Source organism: Gordonia liuliyuniae (genome assembly GCF_021738805.1).
Taxonomy (GTDB): Bacteria; Actinomycetota; Actinomycetes; order Mycobacteriales; family Mycobacteriaceae; genus Gordonia; species Gordonia liuliyuniae.
The window spans coordinates 128214-145788 of record NZ_JAKKOR010000005.1; the positions used below are offsets into that span (position 1 = coordinate 128214).

Sequence of the window (17575 nt, forward strand, 5' to 3'; positions counted from 1 at the left end):
TTGTGTTCGATATTACTTGGTAACACCAAATTGGTCAATACCCCTATCTCTGGCCCGGCACACCCACGATGGCAATCGCATACCTCGGTGTGCGATTCTGTACAGTTCACCTCCATCTTCAAATCCCGAACTGAGGAAACGTGCCCACTTATGCACAACCTGTTGGTCGCCGCAAGCTGATTGAGGTCAGCATCCCGCTACAGAAGATCAACGAGGAGTCGGCTCGCGAGAAGTCGATTCGTCACGGCCATCCGTCGACGCTGCACCTGTGGTGGGCGCGCCGACCACTGGCCGCTGCTCGCGCAGTCTTGTTCGCTCAACTGGTCGACGACCCCGCCTCTCGTCCTGACCTCTACCCCACCGAGGCCGAGCAGGGAGCAGAACGCAAGCGCCTCTTCGAGCTCATGGAACGCCTTGTCGTGTGGGAGAACTCCAACGATGCCGGGCTCCTCGCCGAAGCACACCAAAAGATCCTGGAATCAACCGACGGCAATCCGCCTCCGATTCTCGACCCCTTCGCCGGTGGCGGAACAATCCCACTCGAAGCACAGCGACTCGGACTGGAAGCCCACGCCTCAGATCTGAACCCGGTCGCGGTGCTCATCAACAAGGCGCTGATCGAGATCCCACCCAAGTTCGCGGGTCGTCGACCCGTGTTTCCTGGCGCCGCAGACGAGACCATCCAGGACTGGCCGCGGGCAACAGGTCTCGCCGAGGACGTTCGACGCTACGGCCAGTGGATGCGCGACGAAGCCGAGCAGCGAATCGGCCACCTCTATCCAAAGGCGACGCTGCCGGACGGCTCCGAAGCGACCGTGATCGCATGGATCTGGGCACGGACGGTGACCTGCCCGAACCCGGAGTGCCAGATCGCGATGCCACTCGTACGCTCCTGGTGGCTCGGCAAGAAGAAGGGCAAGGAGGCGTACGTCGTACCCGTTGTCGAAGGGAAGACCGTCCGGTACGAGATCGGGCACGACGTGGCGCACGCGCCGACGAAGGAGACAGACGGAACGGTCGGACGCAACGGCGCCCACTGCATACGTTGCGGCACAGCGGTGGAACTGAAGTACATTCGCGCCGAGGGGCTGCAGACTCAATTCGGGACGCAACTTATCGCCACCGTCGCCGAAGGCATTCGTCGTCGCATCTACCTGGCTCCGCGCAAGAGCCAATCCGATGCCGGCGAGATCGTCGATCCCACCGATGGCCCCAACGGGACGATTGCAGACAACCCTCGGTGGTTTTCACCGCCACAGTATGGATTGACCACGTTCGCCTCCCTCTTCACTCCGCGGCAGCTCACCGCGCTCACCACGTTCAGCGACCTCGTCGGCGAAGCGCGAGAGCTTGTGGTCCGCGATGCACGCGCGGCCGGCATGGACAACGGGCGTCGCCTCGACGACGGCGGTGCCGGCGCTGAGGCATACGGGGATGCGGTCGCGACGTACCTGGGAATGGCAGTTAGCCGCCTGACTGACTATCAGTCGTCCTTGACGACGTGGGCGAGTAACCCTCAGATGGAGATCTTGCGCAACCTGTTTGCACGACAGGCGATCCCGATGTGTTGGGACTTCGCCGAGGGAAACGTGTTCGCCGATTCGTCGGGTTCAGTGGACCGACTTATAGCCGCGGTTGCAACGGCAGTACGCTCGACGGCTGCCCGCGGCGAGGCAAACGTATCGCAGTCAGACGCCATAGCGCAGGTCAGAACGCACGCGCTACTGTCCACAGACCCGCCCTACTACGACAACATCGGATACTCCGACCTCTCTGACTTCTTCTACGTCTGGCTACGGCGCTCGTTGCGAGACGTCCACCCTTCGATCCTGTCTACGCTGCTCGTACCGAAGGCAGAGGAACTCGTCGCGAACCCATACCGCCACGACGGCAAGGATGGCGCTCACAAGTTCTTCGAGGACGGCTTTCGTGAAGTCTTTCGCCTAGCTCGCGAGAGTGCGCACGACGACTTCCCGATCACCGTCTATTACGCCTTCAAACAGCAGGATGTCGAGAAGTCGGGGCAGGCGTCGACTGGCTGGGAGACCCTCCTGGAGGGAATGATTCGTTCCGGTTGGCGAATCACCGCTACCTGGCCGATGCGCTCCGAGCGAGCTGGACGCATGCTGAGTGTCGGCACCAACGCTCTCGCCTCATCCATCGTGCTCGCACTCCGCCCGCGACCAGAGGACGCGCCTCGGATCGACCGCCGCGGTTTCCTGTCACGTCTCCGCAGCGAACTCCCAGACAAGCTCCGCGAACTCCAGCAAGGTGCCATCGCGCCGGTCGACCTCCCGCAGGCCGCGATCGGCCCGGGCATGGCGATCTTCTCCGAGTACAGCGCGGTTCTGGAAGACTCAGGATCCAAGATGACCGTTCGCACCGCACTCGAACGGATCAACGCCATCCTCGACGAGGTACTCGGCGAGTTGGAGAACGACTTCGATGCGCCGACCCGGTTCGCCCTGACGTGGTTCCGGCAGTCCGGGTTCACCGCAGGCCGGTTCGGTGACGCCGAATCGCTCGCCAACGCCCGCGGAATCTCGCTCGACGCACTTGAGCGGTCAGGCATCGTCACGAAGGGCGGCGGAAAGTTCGCGCTGATCGGGCCAGGCGAGCTGCCCGCCGATTACGATCCGTCGACCGACACGTCGATCAGCGAGTGGGAGGTCGTGATGCATCTCGTCCGCGCCCTCGACTCGGAAGGCATACCGGCAGCGGCAAGTCTGCTCGCACGCGTACCGGAGCCGATCGACCCGGACCTCTGCCGCGAACTCGCGTCGCTGCTGTTCAAGCTCGCGGAGGACCGCAAGTCGACAGCTCTCGCAAACAGCTTCAACGGCCTCGGCGCAGCCTGGCACGACGTCGCGCGACAGGCACGCACAGCCGTCGGCATCCAGGGAACACTCACATAATCGGCGACCGATCTCGCGATACCGGCCAGTAGCCCTACCGCACCCACAGAACTGTCCGAGTCTTCCGATAACCTCCGTTCTTGAATGCACAACACATGCTGCATTCAAGAACGGAGGAACTGTGGCTGTCAGCAATCGGGATCGGATTCATACCGCGTTCGAGCTTCTCGGGCCGGCGTTGAACACCTTCCTCGACGAGACCGTAGGCGCAGAACTCACTGCGCAAGGATTCGACGGCGGGTGGATCGAGATCCTCCGCGCGGTGAAGGCGCCGAACGCACATTCCGACAAGAAGTTCAGTCCCCTCGACCCATACGACAGCCTCCGCATGGTCACCGACAGCGTGCCGTACAAGTTCAAGCGAGGCTGGGACCCGATCGGCAAGCGGCTCTCACGGGCCGACACCGGCCGCGCCACGCAGCTGCTCGACGTTCGGAACCGCTACGCACATCACGAACCGTTCTCGAACGACGACGCGACCTACGACCTCGACACCTGCCACCGCTTCCTTCTGGCAATCGGCGCGCCGAAGGAAGCCGCGGAGGTAGCGAAGCTCCGCGACGACGTGCGCGCCATCGGCGCTCGGCAGGCAGACGACCGCGCCGCCCGCAAGCAGCCGAGCCTGCAGGCCGGGTCCGATAATCTTCCCGCCTGGCGCGAGGTGATCAGCCCGCACCCCGACATCCAGAGCGACCAGTTCAACGCCGCCGAATTCGCCGCAGACCTCTACACGGTCGCGAACAAGAGCGGTCGTCACAAGTCCGAGTACACCGATCCCGCAGAGTTCTTCGGGCGCACCTACCTCACCGAAGGTCTGCGCGACCTGATCACACGCAACGTCGCTCGTCTCACCGGCGATGCCAATGCGTCTCCGGTGGTCAACCTGCAGACCAACTTCGGCGGAGGCAAGACACACTCGATGCTCGCACTCTGGCACCTCGCCTCCGGTGAATCGAGCTCGACCTTCGGCGACGACGTCGCACCGCTCGCCCAACCGCTCGATTCGCTGCCGCACGGTGTCCGTCGCGTCGCTCTGGTCGGAAACCAGATGGTTCCGGGTCGCGAGAACGACGAGGCTGGCCGTCCGAACATCCGCACCATGTGGGGTGAACTCGCCTGGCAGCTCGGCGGCCAGGACGCATACGAGATCGTCTCCGCAGCGGACCGGTCGTCGACCAATCCCGGCTCCTCCCTGCGCGAACTGTTCGAGGCGTACTCCCCCGCCGTCATCCTGATCGACGAATGGGTGGCCTACGCACGCCAACTGGTTCATGCCACCGGGCTGCCCGCAGGCGACTTCGACACACAGTTCACATTCGCCCAGACTCTCACCGAAGCCGCGCGTGCGACGCCCGGCATCCAAGTCGTCATCTCTATCCCCGCCTCGGCCAATGCCGACGACGGCGACGACGTCAACGACGAAGAAGTCGGCGGCGAGTACGGACGGGAAGCCCTCTACCGACTCAAGAACGTCGTGGGCCGCACCGCCGACCAGTGGCAGCCCGCCAATGCGCACGAGAGTTTCGAGATCGTCCGCAGACGCATCTTCTCCGCTCCCGACGCGGACGCCTCCGCGACAATCAACAACGTCGCCAAGTTGACCGTCGACTTCTATCGCAAACACCACACCGACTTCCCGGCGGAGGTCCGCGACTCCCAGTACATCGACCGGATCAAGCAGTGCTATCCGATCCATCCCGAACTGTTCGACCGGCTCTACCAGGACTGGTCGACGCTCGACCGATTCCAACGAACGCGCGGTGTCCTGCAGTTGATGAACAAGGTGGTCGGTACGCTCTGGCGCACCCAGGACTCGAGCGCGCTCATCATGCCCGGAACAGTGCCGCTGGGCGACGCCGACGTAGTCTCCGAGATCACCAAGTACCTAGGTGATGAGTTCAAAGCGATCATCACGACCGACGTCGCAGGAACCGAATCGGTCCCATATCGCACTGACAAAGACAACGAGTACTTCGGCAAGCGCGGAGTGTCGCAGCGTCTGGCGCGTTCGGTGTTCATCGCCGCCACCCCCGGACTGCACACCGCCCACAAGGGTGCTGAGAAGTCACGGATCTTCCTGGGCGCCGCGCTGCCCGGCGACGTCCCCGGCAGCTTCCATTCCGCCCTCGACGCGCTGACCGGGGCGTCGACCTACCTGTACACCGAGTCGTCGCGCTACTGGTACGACACCCAGGCCAACATCACGCGCGCCGCCCGCGACCATGCTGCCGGACTCTCTCCCGCCGACGTCTGGGCCGAGGTGGAACGGCGCCTCACCGCACAACGCAAGTCCACCAAAGACCAAGTCTTCGCCGGGATCCACGTGTTCCCAGATTCCAGTGACGTGCCAGACGAGACCGACGCCCGACTCGTCGTGGTCCCGATGAAGTACACGCATACTGCTCGCAGCGGCCAGCTGACCGCGGTCCCGTGGGCGACCGATCTAATCGCCCAACGTGGAAACGCGATCCGCACGTACAAGAACTCGATCGTCTTCCTCGCCGCCGAAGAGAAGCGGGTCGACGAACTCGATGACGCCGTCCGCACCCACCTCGCGTGGAAACACGTCGCCGACAGCGCCGACGATCTCGGTCTCGGCGGTCAGCAGACCAAGCAGGCGATCGAACGACGCGGAGCGAGCGATGACATCGTCGACTCGCGTCTCCTCGAGACCTACACGTGGGCTCTCTATCCGGAACAAGCCGACGGAGAGAGCACGTACCGGATCGAGACGAGCAGCGTGACCGGCAGTTCAGACGACCTCTACCTGCGGACGAGCACGAAGCTCGGCGACGTCATCGCCTCTACTCGAGCGTCCGCGACGATCGCGCTCGATCTGACCGGAAAGCTCGCGTCCGCCTGGACGTCCGGCCATCTCCACGTCGGCCAGCTCCTCCGCTACTACGCCACCTACCCTTACCTCGCACGTCTCCGGAACCGCGAAGTCCTGATCAACGGTCTCTACTCGGTCGCCGACGATCCAATCACCTGGCAGCAGTACGGGTTCGCGTTCGCCGACGAGTACGACGAGACGACGAGCAGTTACGTCGGCCTCCACCTGCCGACCGACGACGCCACGCTCCACATCTCGGACTCGACGCTGATCGTCCAACCGCACATCGCCGTCCGCCAGCGCGAGGACGAGGTACGGCAGGCCGGGAACGCCGGCAGTGCGTCCGATACCGAACAGGAGAACACCGGCGACCGCGCAGGCGGGGCGGGCGGAGCCGGCGCATCCTCCGGCGACGACACCCGCCGCGCCGACGACACGCGACGCCGCTTCTTCGGTTCGATCGCGCTCGACAGCACGTTCCCCGCCAAGAACTTCAACGAGCTGTACACCGAAGTGCTCAGCCATCTCGCAGGCGACGGACGCCTGGAGATCCGCCTCGAAGTGACCGCGGAGAACCCGAGCGGATTCAGCGACCGCACCAGACGCACCGTCTCCGAGAACTCTCGCGTGCTCGGGTTCGATCAAGCCGAGTTCGAAGAGCGCTGACTCACCCGCTCGGCCACGACCGCAATCTCGCTATCGTGTACCGGGTGAAGTCTCTGATCGTCGGCACCGTCACCGAATCGACCCGCGCCGAAGCCGTCGCCGCCGTCGCCGCGGCGACGTTCCCGCTCGCGTGCCCGCCGCACTCGAAGCCCGAGAACATCGCGGCCCACATCGACGCGCACCTGTCGGCCAACAAGTTCGCCGAGTACATCGCCGATCCGGGAAAACAGGTACTCGCCGCGCACGACGGCACCGGAGCGATGATCGGCTATGCGCTGCTCGTCTACGGGCGGCCGGACGATCCGCAGGTTCTCGCCGCTCTCGAATCGGCAGACGACGGAGCGACCGCACTCGCTGCCGACGCCGTCGCCGAAGTGTCCAAGATGTACGTGCTCCCCGACCATCACGCCGCACGCAACGACGCCAAGCCGGCGCACGCGCTCATGCAGGCGTCCCTCAGCGCCGCCCACGAACACGGAGCCGACTACATCTGGCTGGGCGTCAACGAGCTCAACGAACGCGCCCAGAAGTACTACCGCAAGATGGGCTTTACCCAGATCGGGACCAAAACGTTCGACATGAACGGAATGGTGGAACACGACCACGTGATGGGGCGGCAACTCTAAGGTCGAGGCTCTACTCAACCACCGGGACGCTCAACCAGCAGAACAGCCCCCTACGCGTCGGCCTCCGCGAAACGGGACAGCGCGAGCAGACGCGACGTGGCCCGCAGATACTTCTTGCGGTAACCGCCCGCAACCATCTCCGGGGGGAAGATCTCGTCGAGCTTCACACCCGACACGCTGACCGGGATCTCCGCGTCGTACAGGCGGTCGGCGAGCGCGACGAGACGCAGAGCAACAGCCTGGTCGGCTGCCGGCCGCAGATCCTCGATGCAGACCAGGGTGACACCGTCGACGAGTGACTTGTACTTCGACGGATGCAGCTTGGCCAGGTGTGCGACGAGATCGTCGTACCGGTCGAGAGTGGCGCCCTCGGTGGCGGCGGCCAACTCCTCGAGCGCGGTGTCGCTCGACGGCTCGGGCGCGGGCGGAAGGTCACGGTGACGGTAGTCAGGGCCGTCCACTCGGATCGTCTCGAAGATCGCCGACAGCTTCTGGATCTCGCGGAGAAAGTCCTGCGCGGCGAATCGGCCTTCACCGAGCTGACCCGGCAGGGTGTTCGACGTCGCGACGATCGACACGCCACGCGCGACGAGTTCGGTCAGTAGACGAGAGACAACCATCGTGTCGCCCGGATCGTCCAGCTCGAACTCGTCGATGCACAGCACGCTGTGGTCCGCGAGACGATCCAGCGCGTCGAGATAACCGAGGGCGCCGACGACGTTCGTCACCTCACCGAACGTCGCGAATGCCTTGGGGCCGGGCATCGAGTGGTAGACCGACGCCAGCAGGTGGGTCTTTCCGACGCCGAAGCCGCCGTCCAGGTAGAGGCCGATACCTTCCGGCGTCGACGCCTTCCGGAACAGGCCCTTCTTCTTGGCACCGGACCGGACAGTGGATGCGCGTGCGACGAAATCGCGGGCGGCAGCGACCGCCGCCGCCTGACTCGGCTCGTTCGGGTCGGGGATGTACGAGTCGAAGCTCACCTCGTCGAACATCCTCGGCGGAACCATTTCACCGATGAGTTGGTCGGGAGCCAGAACAGGGTTCCGGTCGCTCAATCGTGCCAGCATCCGGTAAGGGTATCGACCACATGGATGATGGCTTCATGTTCCTCATGCAGAAAGCGACAGACGTCACAGCGGACGACCTGCCCCATGTGCTCGCGTTTCCTGATCGCACCGCCCCGACGGTCCGCGCGATGATGATCGCCAGCGTCGACGGTTCGGCGACGATCGGCCGTCGATCCGGCATGTTGGGCGGCGACGGCGACCACCTCGTCTTCCACACGGTGCGCCGTCTCGCGGACGTGATCGTCGTCGGCGCCCAAACCGCGGTCGACGAGGGATACGGCCCAGGGGTGCCGGACGGCGACACCCCGCCCACACCTCTGGTGCTCACCTCGCGCACACTCGCGCTGCCGGACGACTTCACGACCGTCGCCGCGCCGAACGTGCTCATCGCCACCTGCACTGCGGCGCCCGCCGACGCTCGGAGGCGGCTGACCTCCGCGGGGGCGACGATCGTCGACTGCGGCACCGACGATGTCGACCCGGTGGTCCTCGTCGCCGAACTGGCCTCCCGAGGACTCACGCGCATCGACCTCGAAGGCGGCCCCCGGCTACTCGCCGCGTTCGCCGCTGCCGGAGTCCTCGACCAGCTGGTCCTCACCGTCAGCCCGACCCTGGCCCTCGGCGACGCACCCCGGATCGCCCACGGCGCAGCCACACCGATCAGAGACCAGGACCTCGCCCTCCCCTTCCGCCTCCCCTACCCGATGCGCGCCACCACTGTCCTCGGCGACCACGAAGGCTTCCTGTACCAACTGTGGGAGGCCGTGCCCGACTCCGACACCACATCCGGTCGGTAGGCTCGCGGCTATGCCGTCCACGCTCCGCGCACGACTGTCCGCCGCTCTGCTGGCGGCGACCACTGTCACCGTCCTCGCGGCGGGCTGCGCGGTGGGGCCGGACACCGGACCGGACATCGTCCGCGGCGACAACCCCGGCGGCGACACGACCGAGGCACCGAAACTCCCCGACCTGACGGTTCCCGAGCACGACCTCAACTGGCGTTCCTGCGGTGACAAGACAGAGAGGGCCTACAACGTCGGCGTCCCCGACGGGATCACTGTCCAATGCGCGACCTACGACGTCCCCCTGGACTCCGACTCCGACGAGACCATCCGCATCGGCGCGATGCGCGCGAGCACCGCCTCGACACCGAAACAAGCTCCTCCACTCGTCCTCACCAGCGGAACCGACCTACCGAGCTCCCGCACCCTGCTCGCGCTGGCCGACGGCGACGGAAAGGCCGTTCTCGACCGCAACCCCGTCGTGGCGGTCGACTTCCGCGGCACCGGGATCGGCGCGACCGTCGACTGCCTGACGGCCGCGCAGCGCACCGTGATCGCATCGAACGCCGCAGGCCGCGGACGTGACGTGAAGGCCCGCGCCACCGAGGTCGGGACAGCAGCCCGCGCGGGGGCCGATCTCTGCACCGAGACGCTCTCCCCGAATCAGCTCGCCTACTCCATCGACGCGGCAGCCAACGACCTCGAGGCTCTCCGCGACCGCTGGGGTGTCGACCGGCTCGGCCTCATCGGCGTCGGCGACGGCTCGTCGATCGCGTTGCGGTACGCCGCAGCCCATCCCGACCAAGTGGGGCGCCTCGTCCTCGACTCCCCAGTCGGCTACAACATCCCCGCGCGAGAGAGCGCGGCCGCGCGCGCCCGCGGCGTCCAGAAGTCACTGACCGCCTTCGCGCAGCGCTGCGCCAACACCGGGTGCGCGCTCGGCAGCGATGCCGCCGGAACGTTGAACCGCGTCATCACCGCAGGGGCGGCCGACGACCTCGACGGACTGTCCGACAAACAGGTACTCGCCGCCGTCACGACCGCGATCGCACTGGACGACATGTCCCCCGCCGGCCTCAAGAAGCTCGGCGCAGCGATCGCAGACGCAGGTCGCGGCGACACCGCAGCCCTGCGCTCCTACGTGTCCGACGCCGAAGCCCTTCGCGGCACCGACGGACGGCTCGTCGGACGGTGCAACGACCTTCGAGGCAGACCCGGTCTGCAGGAGTTGCCCGGCCTCGTCGACGACTGGTCCGACGACGCTGCGATGACTGCGGTCACCACCGCTCTCGACCTTGCCGACTGCGACGGGTGGGGCAGCACCGACGCGCCTGCCGCACCCGAATCACTCGCGGTGAACCCGCTGGTCCTCGTCGGAGCGAACGACCCGTTCAACGGGAGCGCAGTGGTCGACCAACTCACCCAGACGCTGTCCGCGGCGAAAGCGTCGCCGACCGCCGTCACCTGGGACGGCCTCGGATTCTCGGTGCTCGCGCACAGCGACTGCGCCGCAGGCGTCCTCCGCGAATATCTCGGCGCCGACCCGATGAAGGCGCCCACCGCGCGGTCGTGTCCGGCGTGAGCGATCTCGTCGGCAGCATGTAGTACGGTTCGCGGGTGACCGTAGTAGACCGTTACCTGCGCCCGCGCGTTGATCCGACCCGTATCGGACATCTGATCCTCTGGCCCATCAGCATCATGATGGTGATCCACCGGTCACTGATCCTGGCGGTGAACGGTGCCCGCACCGACGACTTCACCCCGGTCTACAACGCGGCGTTGGCGTTCCTCAACCAGCGTGCGGTCTACAACGAGAACTACGAGACGGTCGACCCGCACTACCTGTATCCGCCGTCGGGAACCCTGTTGATGTCGCCGCTGGCCATCATCGACCCGCAGAACTCGCGGTGGCTGTTCATCGCGATCAGCGTCGTCGTACTGATCGTGTGCGCGTACCTGTTGACCCGACTGTTCGGCTTCGACCACCGCTCGTGGATTTTCCCCGCGCTGATCTTCGCGTTCTTCAGCACCGAGACCGTGGCGCACACCCTGATCTTCACGAACTTCAACGCGTTCGTTCTCCTCGGCATGCTCGCGTTCATGATGCTGATGCTGCGCAGACAGGATCTGTGGGCCGGTGTCGCGATCGGTCTGACATTCGCCGTCAAACCGATCCTCGCGCCGCTCCTGCTGCTCGTCCTGCTGAACCGTCAGTGGAAGATCCTGATCACCGCCGTCGGAGTGCCGCTGGTTCTCAACGTCCTCGCGTGGCCGTTGTCGAACGACCCGATGGACTTCGTCAAACGCACCTCCCCGTATCTCTTCGAGTCGCGCGACTACTACAACAGTTCCATCACCGGCAACGGAGCCTACTTCGGCATCGACGGCTGGCTGGTGCTCCTGATGCGGATCGCGTTCGCTCTGATGGCTGTGTTCAGCCTGTGGTTCCTGTACCGCTACTACCGGCGCACCGACGAGTTGATGTGGCTCGCGACGTCGTCGGGCGTGCTGCTCGGCACGTTCTTCCTCGTCGGCGCCCTCGGCCAGGGCTACTACTCGATGATGCTGTTCCCGCTGATGATGACTGTCGTCCGCGCTGGATCGGCGGTCCGCAACTGGCCCGCCTGGCTCGGCGCCTACGGGTGCCTGTCGTTCGACGTCTTCTACTCGAAGGAATGGGAACCGTTCGGCCGCTACCTCGAGTACGGCAAGGTCACGTGGGGCTGGTCGCTGCTGATGATCGCCGTCTTCTGCTCGCTGCTGTTCCGATACCTCGACATGCGACGCGACGGAGTGCTCGACGCCGACGCCGACAAACTCGACTCCCGGGAGCCGACAGCCGTCGCGTGACGCGTCTACCCTGGGACATATGACGAACGACGCATCGAACGGAAGCCGAGACTCCGCTGGGCCGACTGACTTCACCGGGCTCACCGACGCCGAGTGGCGTGAACGTCTGTCGCCCGCCGAATTCCAGGTATTGCGGCAGGCGGGCACCGAACGCCCCTTCACCGGGGAGTACACCGACACCAAGGACGTCGGCGTGTACGAGTGCCGCGCATGCGGCGCCGAACTGTTCCGCAGCGAGACCAAGTTCGAGTCGCACTGCGGATGGCCATCGTTCTTCACCCCGCTAGCGGGCGACACCGTCATCGAACGGCACGACGACTCACTCGGCGCACGCCGAACCGAAGTGCTGTGCGCCAACTGCCACAGCCACCTCGGTCACGTCTTCGCGGGCGAAGGGTACGACACGCCCACCGACTTGAGGTACTGCATCAACTCGATCAGCCTGCGGCTCGCGCCGAAGAGCTGATCCTCGTTGGTCGGGCGGAGTCGAGACCTCGACTCCGCCCGATCGGTACGACGAGTCCTTCAGTAGCACGAGCCTGACCGGCACGCGGGCAGCACTCGTCAGGGCAGTGCGGCGTCAGGGCAGTGCGGCGTCAGGGCAGCACTCGTCAGGGCAGCGCGGCGACGAGCTTGCCGGGCTCGACGCGAGGGCCGGTGAAGAAGGGGATCTCGACGCGGACGTGATTGCGGGCCTCGGTGGCACGCAGGTCACGCATGAGGTCGACGATGCGGTCGAGTTCGGCAGCCTCGAACGCGAGGATCCACTCGTAGTCGCCGAGCGCGAACGCCGGCACTGTGTTGGCGCGCACGTCCTTGTAGCCGCGGGCGGCCATGCCGTGGTCGGCGAGCATCTTGCGTCGGTCCTCGTCGGGCAGCAAATACCATTCGTACGACCTGACGAACGGGTAGACGCACACGTACGCGCCTGCTTCCTCCCCCGCCATGAACGCCGGGATGTGGCTCTTGTTGAACTCGGCGGGACGGTGCAGCGCCGCACCGCTCCAAAACGGGTCGCTGGCCCGCCCGAGGATCGTGGTGCGGCGGAACGACGAGTAGGCGGCCTGCAAGGCTTCGATGGTCTCCGCGTGCCACCAGAACATGAAGTCGGCGTCGCCGCGCATGCCAGCCACATCGTAGACGCCGCGCACGACAACGCCTGTGTCCTCGACTTCGGTGATGAAACGCTCGAAGTCGGCGACGGCCTCGGCGCGGTCCTCCGGCAGTTCCCCGGCGCGCACGGTGAACACCGAGAACATCAGATAGCGGAGAGTGGAGTTGATTTCTGCGTAATCCAAGCGGCTCATACTCCCATCGTGCCACCGCTCGGATACCGCATCGCCGTCAGGTGAGGGCGTTCACGTGTGCGGCCAGCGTCGCCGCGGCGTCGCGCGCAGTCCCGATACACGCCGGCACCCCGACCCCCCGGTAGCCGGAGCCTGCGACCGCGATCCCGGCAGGCAGCGAGACCACTCCGGCCGCCATCGCCGACAGATGTCCCGGGCCGTAGTGGGGCAGCCCCGTCGGCCACCGTTGTACTGCGGCTTCGACGACGTCGGGAGCAGCGAGGCCCGCCGCACCGAACACGGTCCGGAGGTCAGCGGTGGCCGCGGCCACCAGGTCGTCGTCGGTGTCGACGACGGGCTTGCCGAGCCGGCCGAACGACGCACGGAGCACCGAACGTCCGCCCGCACCGGCGAGGTGCGGCCATTTACGGCTGCTGAACGTGATCGCCTTGATCGAGAGGTCGGCGGCGTCCGACGCGACGAGCACACCGGAATGCTGCGGGGTCTCGCCGTCCACCGCGAATGCGACGACAGCCGAACCCGCCGCGTCGACGCCGGAGAATGCGGCGCCCGCGTCGGGAGCCGCCGAGCCGAGCAGCGATCCGGCCGTCCACACGGGGACCGCGACGAGCACCGCGTCGTATCCCGTCGCGTCATATCCCGTCGCGTCGTATCCCGTCGCACCGCTCCCTGTTAGCTCGTCCGCACCATCGTGGCCTGCGACGTCCAGGTCGTAGCGTGCACCGACGCGGTGCACACCGCGCACGACCGCACCGACGTGCAGGTCGGCTCGGGCCGCGTCGACGAGAGCATTCACCAGCGTGCGGTATCCGCCGCGCAATGCGCCGAACACCGGGCCGGTCCCGGTCGGTCGGGACAGCACATCGCCGACGGCAGCGGTCAACGACGGGGCGCCCGCGTCGAGGGCGGCAGCGAGCGCCGGAATCGCCTCCCGCAGGCCGAGGTCACGAGCCCGCGCCGAGTACACGCCGCCCAGCATCGGGTCGACGGCTCGGGCCACGACGACTTCGCCGAACCGATCCGCGACGAGATCGCCGACCGCGACGTCCGCTCCGGGCGTCCACTCCAGCGGTCGGTCCTCCTCGGATTCGACGATGCGTCGCTGCGCGTCGTCGACGAGACCACCGAGCGCGGCGGGAGTCGCGGGGATCCCCATCAACGCGGGCGACGGAAGGTGGTGGAGGGCTCCACCCGACCACACAGCGGGGCGTAGCGCGCCCGGTGCGACGATGTCGCCGCCGAGCCCGAGTTCGATCACCAGGTCACGGGCTTCGGGACGTCGGACGATGAACGCTTCCGCCCCGACGTCCAGGGGCCGCCCGCCGACCGTCGCCGACGCGAGGATGCCGCCGGGCGCCTCATCGGCGCAGAAGACGTCGATTCGGGTCTCGTCGCCGAGCAGGCGACGCAGGTCGTAGGCGCCGGTCAGTCCGGAGACACCGGCACCGACGACCGCGACCCGCACGGTCACAGCGAGTGGACGAGCTCGACGGCGTGCGTGACGGCGTCCGCCTCGGTGTTCGGCAGGACGCCGTGCCCGAGGTTCACGATGTGCCCCGGCGTGCCCGCGGCGATCGCGCGTTCGCCTTCGGCGACGATGCGGGACAGCTCGCCGCGGACCACCTCACGCCCGGCGAGCAGCGCCGTCGGGTCCAGGTTGCCCTGGATCGCGACGTCGCGACCCACACGCTGCGCGGCGAGGTCCAACGGGGTCCGCCAGTCGACGCCGATCACGTCGGTGCCGACGCGTGTCATCGCGTTCAAGATCTCCCCGGTGCCAACGCCGAAGTGGATGCGCGGCACCCCGTACTTCTCGATCTCGGCCATCACCCGCGACGAGTGCGGCGCCACGAACGCTTCGTATGCGGCCTCCGACAGGGTGCCCGCCCACGAGTCGAACAGTTGGACGGCGTCGACGCCCGCGTCGATCTGTGCTTGCAGGAACGCGATCGTGAGATCGGCGAGCCGACCCATCAGCGTGTGCCACAGGTCGGGATCGCCGAGCATGATCCGCTTCGTGTTCTCGTAGGTGCGGCTCGGGCCGCCCTCAATGAGGTACGACGCGAGGGTGAACGGCGCGCCCGCGAAACCGATGAGCGAGACCGTCGGCGGCAGTTCCTTCAGGAGGAGGCCGATCGCCGCGGTCACCGCCCCGACCGCTTCCGGCTCCAGTCGAGGCAGGGCTGCGACGTCAGCGGCCGTGCGGATCGGCGACGCGATGACCGGGCCGGTGCCGGGAACGATGTCCAGGTCGACGCCCGCAGCCTTCAACGGCACCACGATGTCGGAGAACAAGATGGCCGCATCGGTGTCGTGCCTGCGGACCGGCTGCATGGTGATCTCGCAGACGAGTTCGGCGTCGAAGCACGATTCGAGCATTCCGCGATCGACGCGGATCGCCCGGTATTCGGGGAGGGAACGGCCCGCCTGCCGCATGAACCACACGGGTCGACGGGCCGGGGTCTTGCCTGTGGCGGCGGCGATCAGCGGCATTTCGGTCGAGATTCGACGGGCACGCACCGTAGTCATGTCTTCACTGTGCCATCTGATGCCCGGTACGCCCGCTCACACCCCATAATTCCGGCGCGCCTCCGCCACCCGGGTCGACACGCGGCCTACCCTGACGGCCGTGACCACTTCTGGAGCCCCGACGGAACCGACCGAGTTCCGCGACGCCGTGCAGTCGCTGCACGCTGCGACGGTGCGGTCGGAGATCGAAGTCGGTTCGATCCGTCCCCCGCAGCGTCTCGCGCCCTACAGCTACGCGCTCGGTGTCGAAGTCCGTCCGCCGGACGACACTGACCCCAACCAGGTGCCGACCGATTCGGCAGGCAGCTCTTTCGGTCGTCTCGTCCTCCTCTATGACCCGGATGGACAGGATGCGTGGAACGGCACGTTCCGCCTCGTCGCGTTCATTCAGGCCGAGGTCGAGGCCGCACTCGCCGCCGATCCGCTGCTGCCACAGGTCGCGTGGAGTTGGCTGGCCGAAGCCCTCGGCGTCCCCGCGGACGAAACCGAGTCGACGCCGCCGTTCGGCAGCGACGAGCCGGTGGTCCGGGCACTCGGCGGAACCGTGACCGCGACGACCTCGGTGCGGTACGGCGACATCGCAGGCCCGCCGCAGTCGCATCAGCTGGAGTTGCGTGCGTCGTGGACCGCGACCGGCGCTGACCTCTCAGTGCACCTGGAAGCGTTCTGCGAGGTGCTGGCCTCGGTCGCCGGGTTGCCGCCCGCGGGCGTCTCGTCGCTCGGCGCGGTCTGAGGCGTTCGGTGAGCGATACCGACACCGACCAGGAGCCGGAGACGCCGGTCGTTCCGTTGACCGCGCCGCGCGAAGGCGTCCCCTCGGTCGTGTCGACGCCCGACGAGTTCGCATCGGTCGCCGCACGTCTGGCCGCGGGCACCGGACCGATCTCCGTCGACACCGAGCGCGCGAGCGGATTCAAATACTCCCAACGGGCCTACCTCGTCCAACTGCGCCGGACCGGGTCGGGCAGCTTCCTACTCGACCCGATCCCCCACCCTGAAGCGTTGACACCGATCATCGACGTGATGACGGGGCCGCAGTGGATCCTGCATGCGGCCGATCAAGACCTGCCGTGTCTCCGCGAACTCGGATTCGTGTGCGAGAACCTGTTCGACACCGAGCTGGCCGGCCGTCTCCTGAACGTCCCGAAGGTCAATCTGGCGGCGATGGTCGCCGAGTTCCTGCATCTCGGGCTCGCCAAAGGGCACGGCGCCGCCGACTGGTCGCGGCGCCCGCTGCCCGACGACTGGTTGAACTACGCGGCGCTCGACGTGGAAGTCCTCGTCGAACTGCGCGACGCGGTCAGCGCGTCCCTGCGTGAGACCGGCCGCGACCAGTGGGCGCTCGAAGAGTTCGCCGCCGTGCTCGCCCGCCCGCCTGCCGAACCAAAGACCGACCGGTGGCGGCGCACATCCGGTATCCACGGACTCAAGGCTGCCCGCCAGTTGGCGACCGTCCGCGAACTCTGGTCGGCCCGCGAGGAGATCGCTCGACGACGCGACATCGCCCCCGGCCGGATCCTCCCGGACTCGGCGATTGTGCACGCGGCGACGACCAGCCCCAAGAGCGTGGCCGAGCTCACCGCACTGCCGGTGTTCGGCGGCCCGCGCCAACGCCGACAGGCGAGCACCTGGCTGGCCGCGATCGATCGCGCGCGGACTCTGCCGGAGGCCGAACTACCGCCCAAGAAGTCACCGCAGACAGGTGTGCCGCCGATCAATCGGTGGGAACCGAAGCACCCCGTGGCGGCGGCTCGCGCGCACGCGGTGCGCCCGGCGGTCAAAGAGCTCGCCGAGTCGATCGGTGTGCCTGCCGAGAATCTGCTCGCGCCGTCGGTGGTCCGCGACTTCTGCTGGTTCGGGCTCACCGACGGCGTCGACGTCGCAGCGCGACTCACCGAACTCGGCGCCCGCCCCTGGCAGGTGGGGTTGGCCGCCGAGGCGATCGAGCAGGCGCTGGACCCGCCTGCCAGCGGGCCGGCGACTACCTCCGACTAGTT

At 66.8% G+C, this 17575-nt stretch carries 13 protein-coding genes; 9 read left to right on the forward strand and 4 right to left on the reverse strand.

The features are described from left to right. Positions 1-140 precede the first annotated feature (140 nt). The 3 genes from L5G33_RS06205 to L5G33_RS06215 all read left to right on the forward strand — a co-directional run bounded on the left by L5G33_RS06205 (position 141) and on the right by L5G33_RS06215 (position 7040). Positions 141-2915: a DUF1156 domain-containing protein gene (locus tag L5G33_RS06205; protein WP_236997291.1), complete on the forward strand. Its 2775-nt coding sequence runs from the start codon at positions 141-143 to the stop codon at positions 2913-2915. A gap of 121 nt (positions 2916-3036) precedes the next feature. Continuing rightward, positions 3037-6414 (forward strand): DUF499 family protein, encoded by a 3378-nt coding sequence (locus L5G33_RS06210; protein ID WP_236997292.1) that lies wholly within the window; start codon positions 3037-3039, stop codon positions 6412-6414. Between the two features lie 44 nt (positions 6415-6458). Beyond that, positions 6459-7040 (forward strand): GNAT family N-acetyltransferase, encoded by a 582-nt coding sequence (locus L5G33_RS06215; protein WP_236997293.1) that lies wholly within the window; start codon positions 6459-6461, stop codon positions 7038-7040. A 50-nt stretch (positions 7041-7090) separates the two neighbouring features. Here L5G33_RS06215 and zapE read toward each other — a convergent pair whose 3' ends face one another. Further along, complete coding sequence (gene zapE, locus L5G33_RS06220) at positions 7091-8110, reverse strand: cell division protein ZapE (protein WP_236997294.1); 1020 nt, start codon at positions 8108-8110, stop codon at positions 7091-7093. A gap of 20 nt (positions 8111-8130) precedes the next feature. Between zapE and L5G33_RS06225 the strand changes: the two genes are divergently transcribed. Genes L5G33_RS06225 through msrB form a run of 4 tightly spaced genes read left to right on the forward strand, consistent with a single transcriptional unit; the run spans position 8131 to position 12208 of the window. After that, complete coding sequence (locus L5G33_RS06225; protein WP_236997295.1) at positions 8131-8907, forward strand: dihydrofolate reductase family protein; 777 nt, start codon at positions 8131-8133, stop codon at positions 8905-8907. Positions 8908-8917: 10 nt separating this feature from the next. Continuing rightward, positions 8918-10474, forward strand: coding sequence for an alpha/beta hydrolase (locus L5G33_RS06230; protein WP_236997296.1), 1557 nt, complete (start codon positions 8918-8920; stop codon positions 10472-10474). Positions 10475-10509: 35 nt separating this feature from the next. Continuing rightward, a complete protein-coding gene (locus L5G33_RS06235; RefSeq protein ID WP_236997297.1) occupies positions 10510-11742 on the forward strand; it encodes a glycosyltransferase family 87 protein in 1233 nt (410 codons plus the stop codon). A 19-nt stretch (positions 11743-11761) separates the two neighbouring features. Continuing rightward, positions 11762-12208, forward strand: a complete 447-nt coding sequence (gene msrB, locus L5G33_RS06240; RefSeq protein WP_236997298.1) for a peptide-methionine (R)-S-oxide reductase MsrB — start codon at positions 11762-11764, stop codon at positions 12206-12208. Positions 12209-12353: 145 nt separating this feature from the next. Here msrB and hemQ read toward each other — a convergent pair whose 3' ends face one another. Genes hemQ through hemE form a run of 3 tightly spaced genes read right to left on the reverse strand, consistent with a single transcriptional unit; the run spans position 12354 to position 15542 of the window. Continuing rightward, positions 12354-13049, reverse strand: a complete 696-nt coding sequence (hemQ, locus tag L5G33_RS06245) for a hydrogen peroxide-dependent heme synthase (protein ID WP_236997299.1) — start codon at positions 13047-13049, stop codon at positions 12354-12356. 37 nt (positions 13050-13086) lie between these two features. After that, positions 13087-14520 (reverse strand): FAD-dependent oxidoreductase, encoded by a 1434-nt coding sequence (locus L5G33_RS06250; RefSeq protein WP_236997300.1) that lies wholly within the window; start codon positions 14518-14520, stop codon positions 13087-13089. Further along, positions 14517-15542 carry a uroporphyrinogen decarboxylase gene (hemE, locus tag L5G33_RS06255; protein WP_236997635.1) on the reverse strand — a complete coding sequence of 342 codons (1026 nt, stop codon included), beginning with the start codon at positions 15540-15542 and terminating at the stop codon, positions 14517-14519. The genes L5G33_RS06250 and hemE overlap by 4 nt, the downstream gene beginning before the upstream one ends. Positions 15543-15678: 136 nt before the next feature. Here hemE and L5G33_RS06260 point away from each other — a divergent pair, with 136 nt between their 5' ends. Both L5G33_RS06260 and L5G33_RS06265 read left to right on the forward strand, forming a co-directional pair. Beyond that, the gene (locus L5G33_RS06260; RefSeq protein WP_236997301.1) at positions 15679-16311 is read left to right on the forward strand and encodes a DUF3000 domain-containing protein; all 633 of its coding nucleotides are present in this window, start codon (positions 15679-15681) and stop codon (positions 16309-16311) included. Continuing rightward, entirely contained in the window at positions 16308-17573 is a 1266-nt protein-coding gene (locus L5G33_RS06265; RefSeq protein ID WP_372476874.1) for an HRDC domain-containing protein, read from the forward strand. Before L5G33_RS06260 ends, L5G33_RS06265 begins: the two co-directional genes overlap by 4 nt. Positions 17574-17575: the final 2 nt, after the last annotated feature.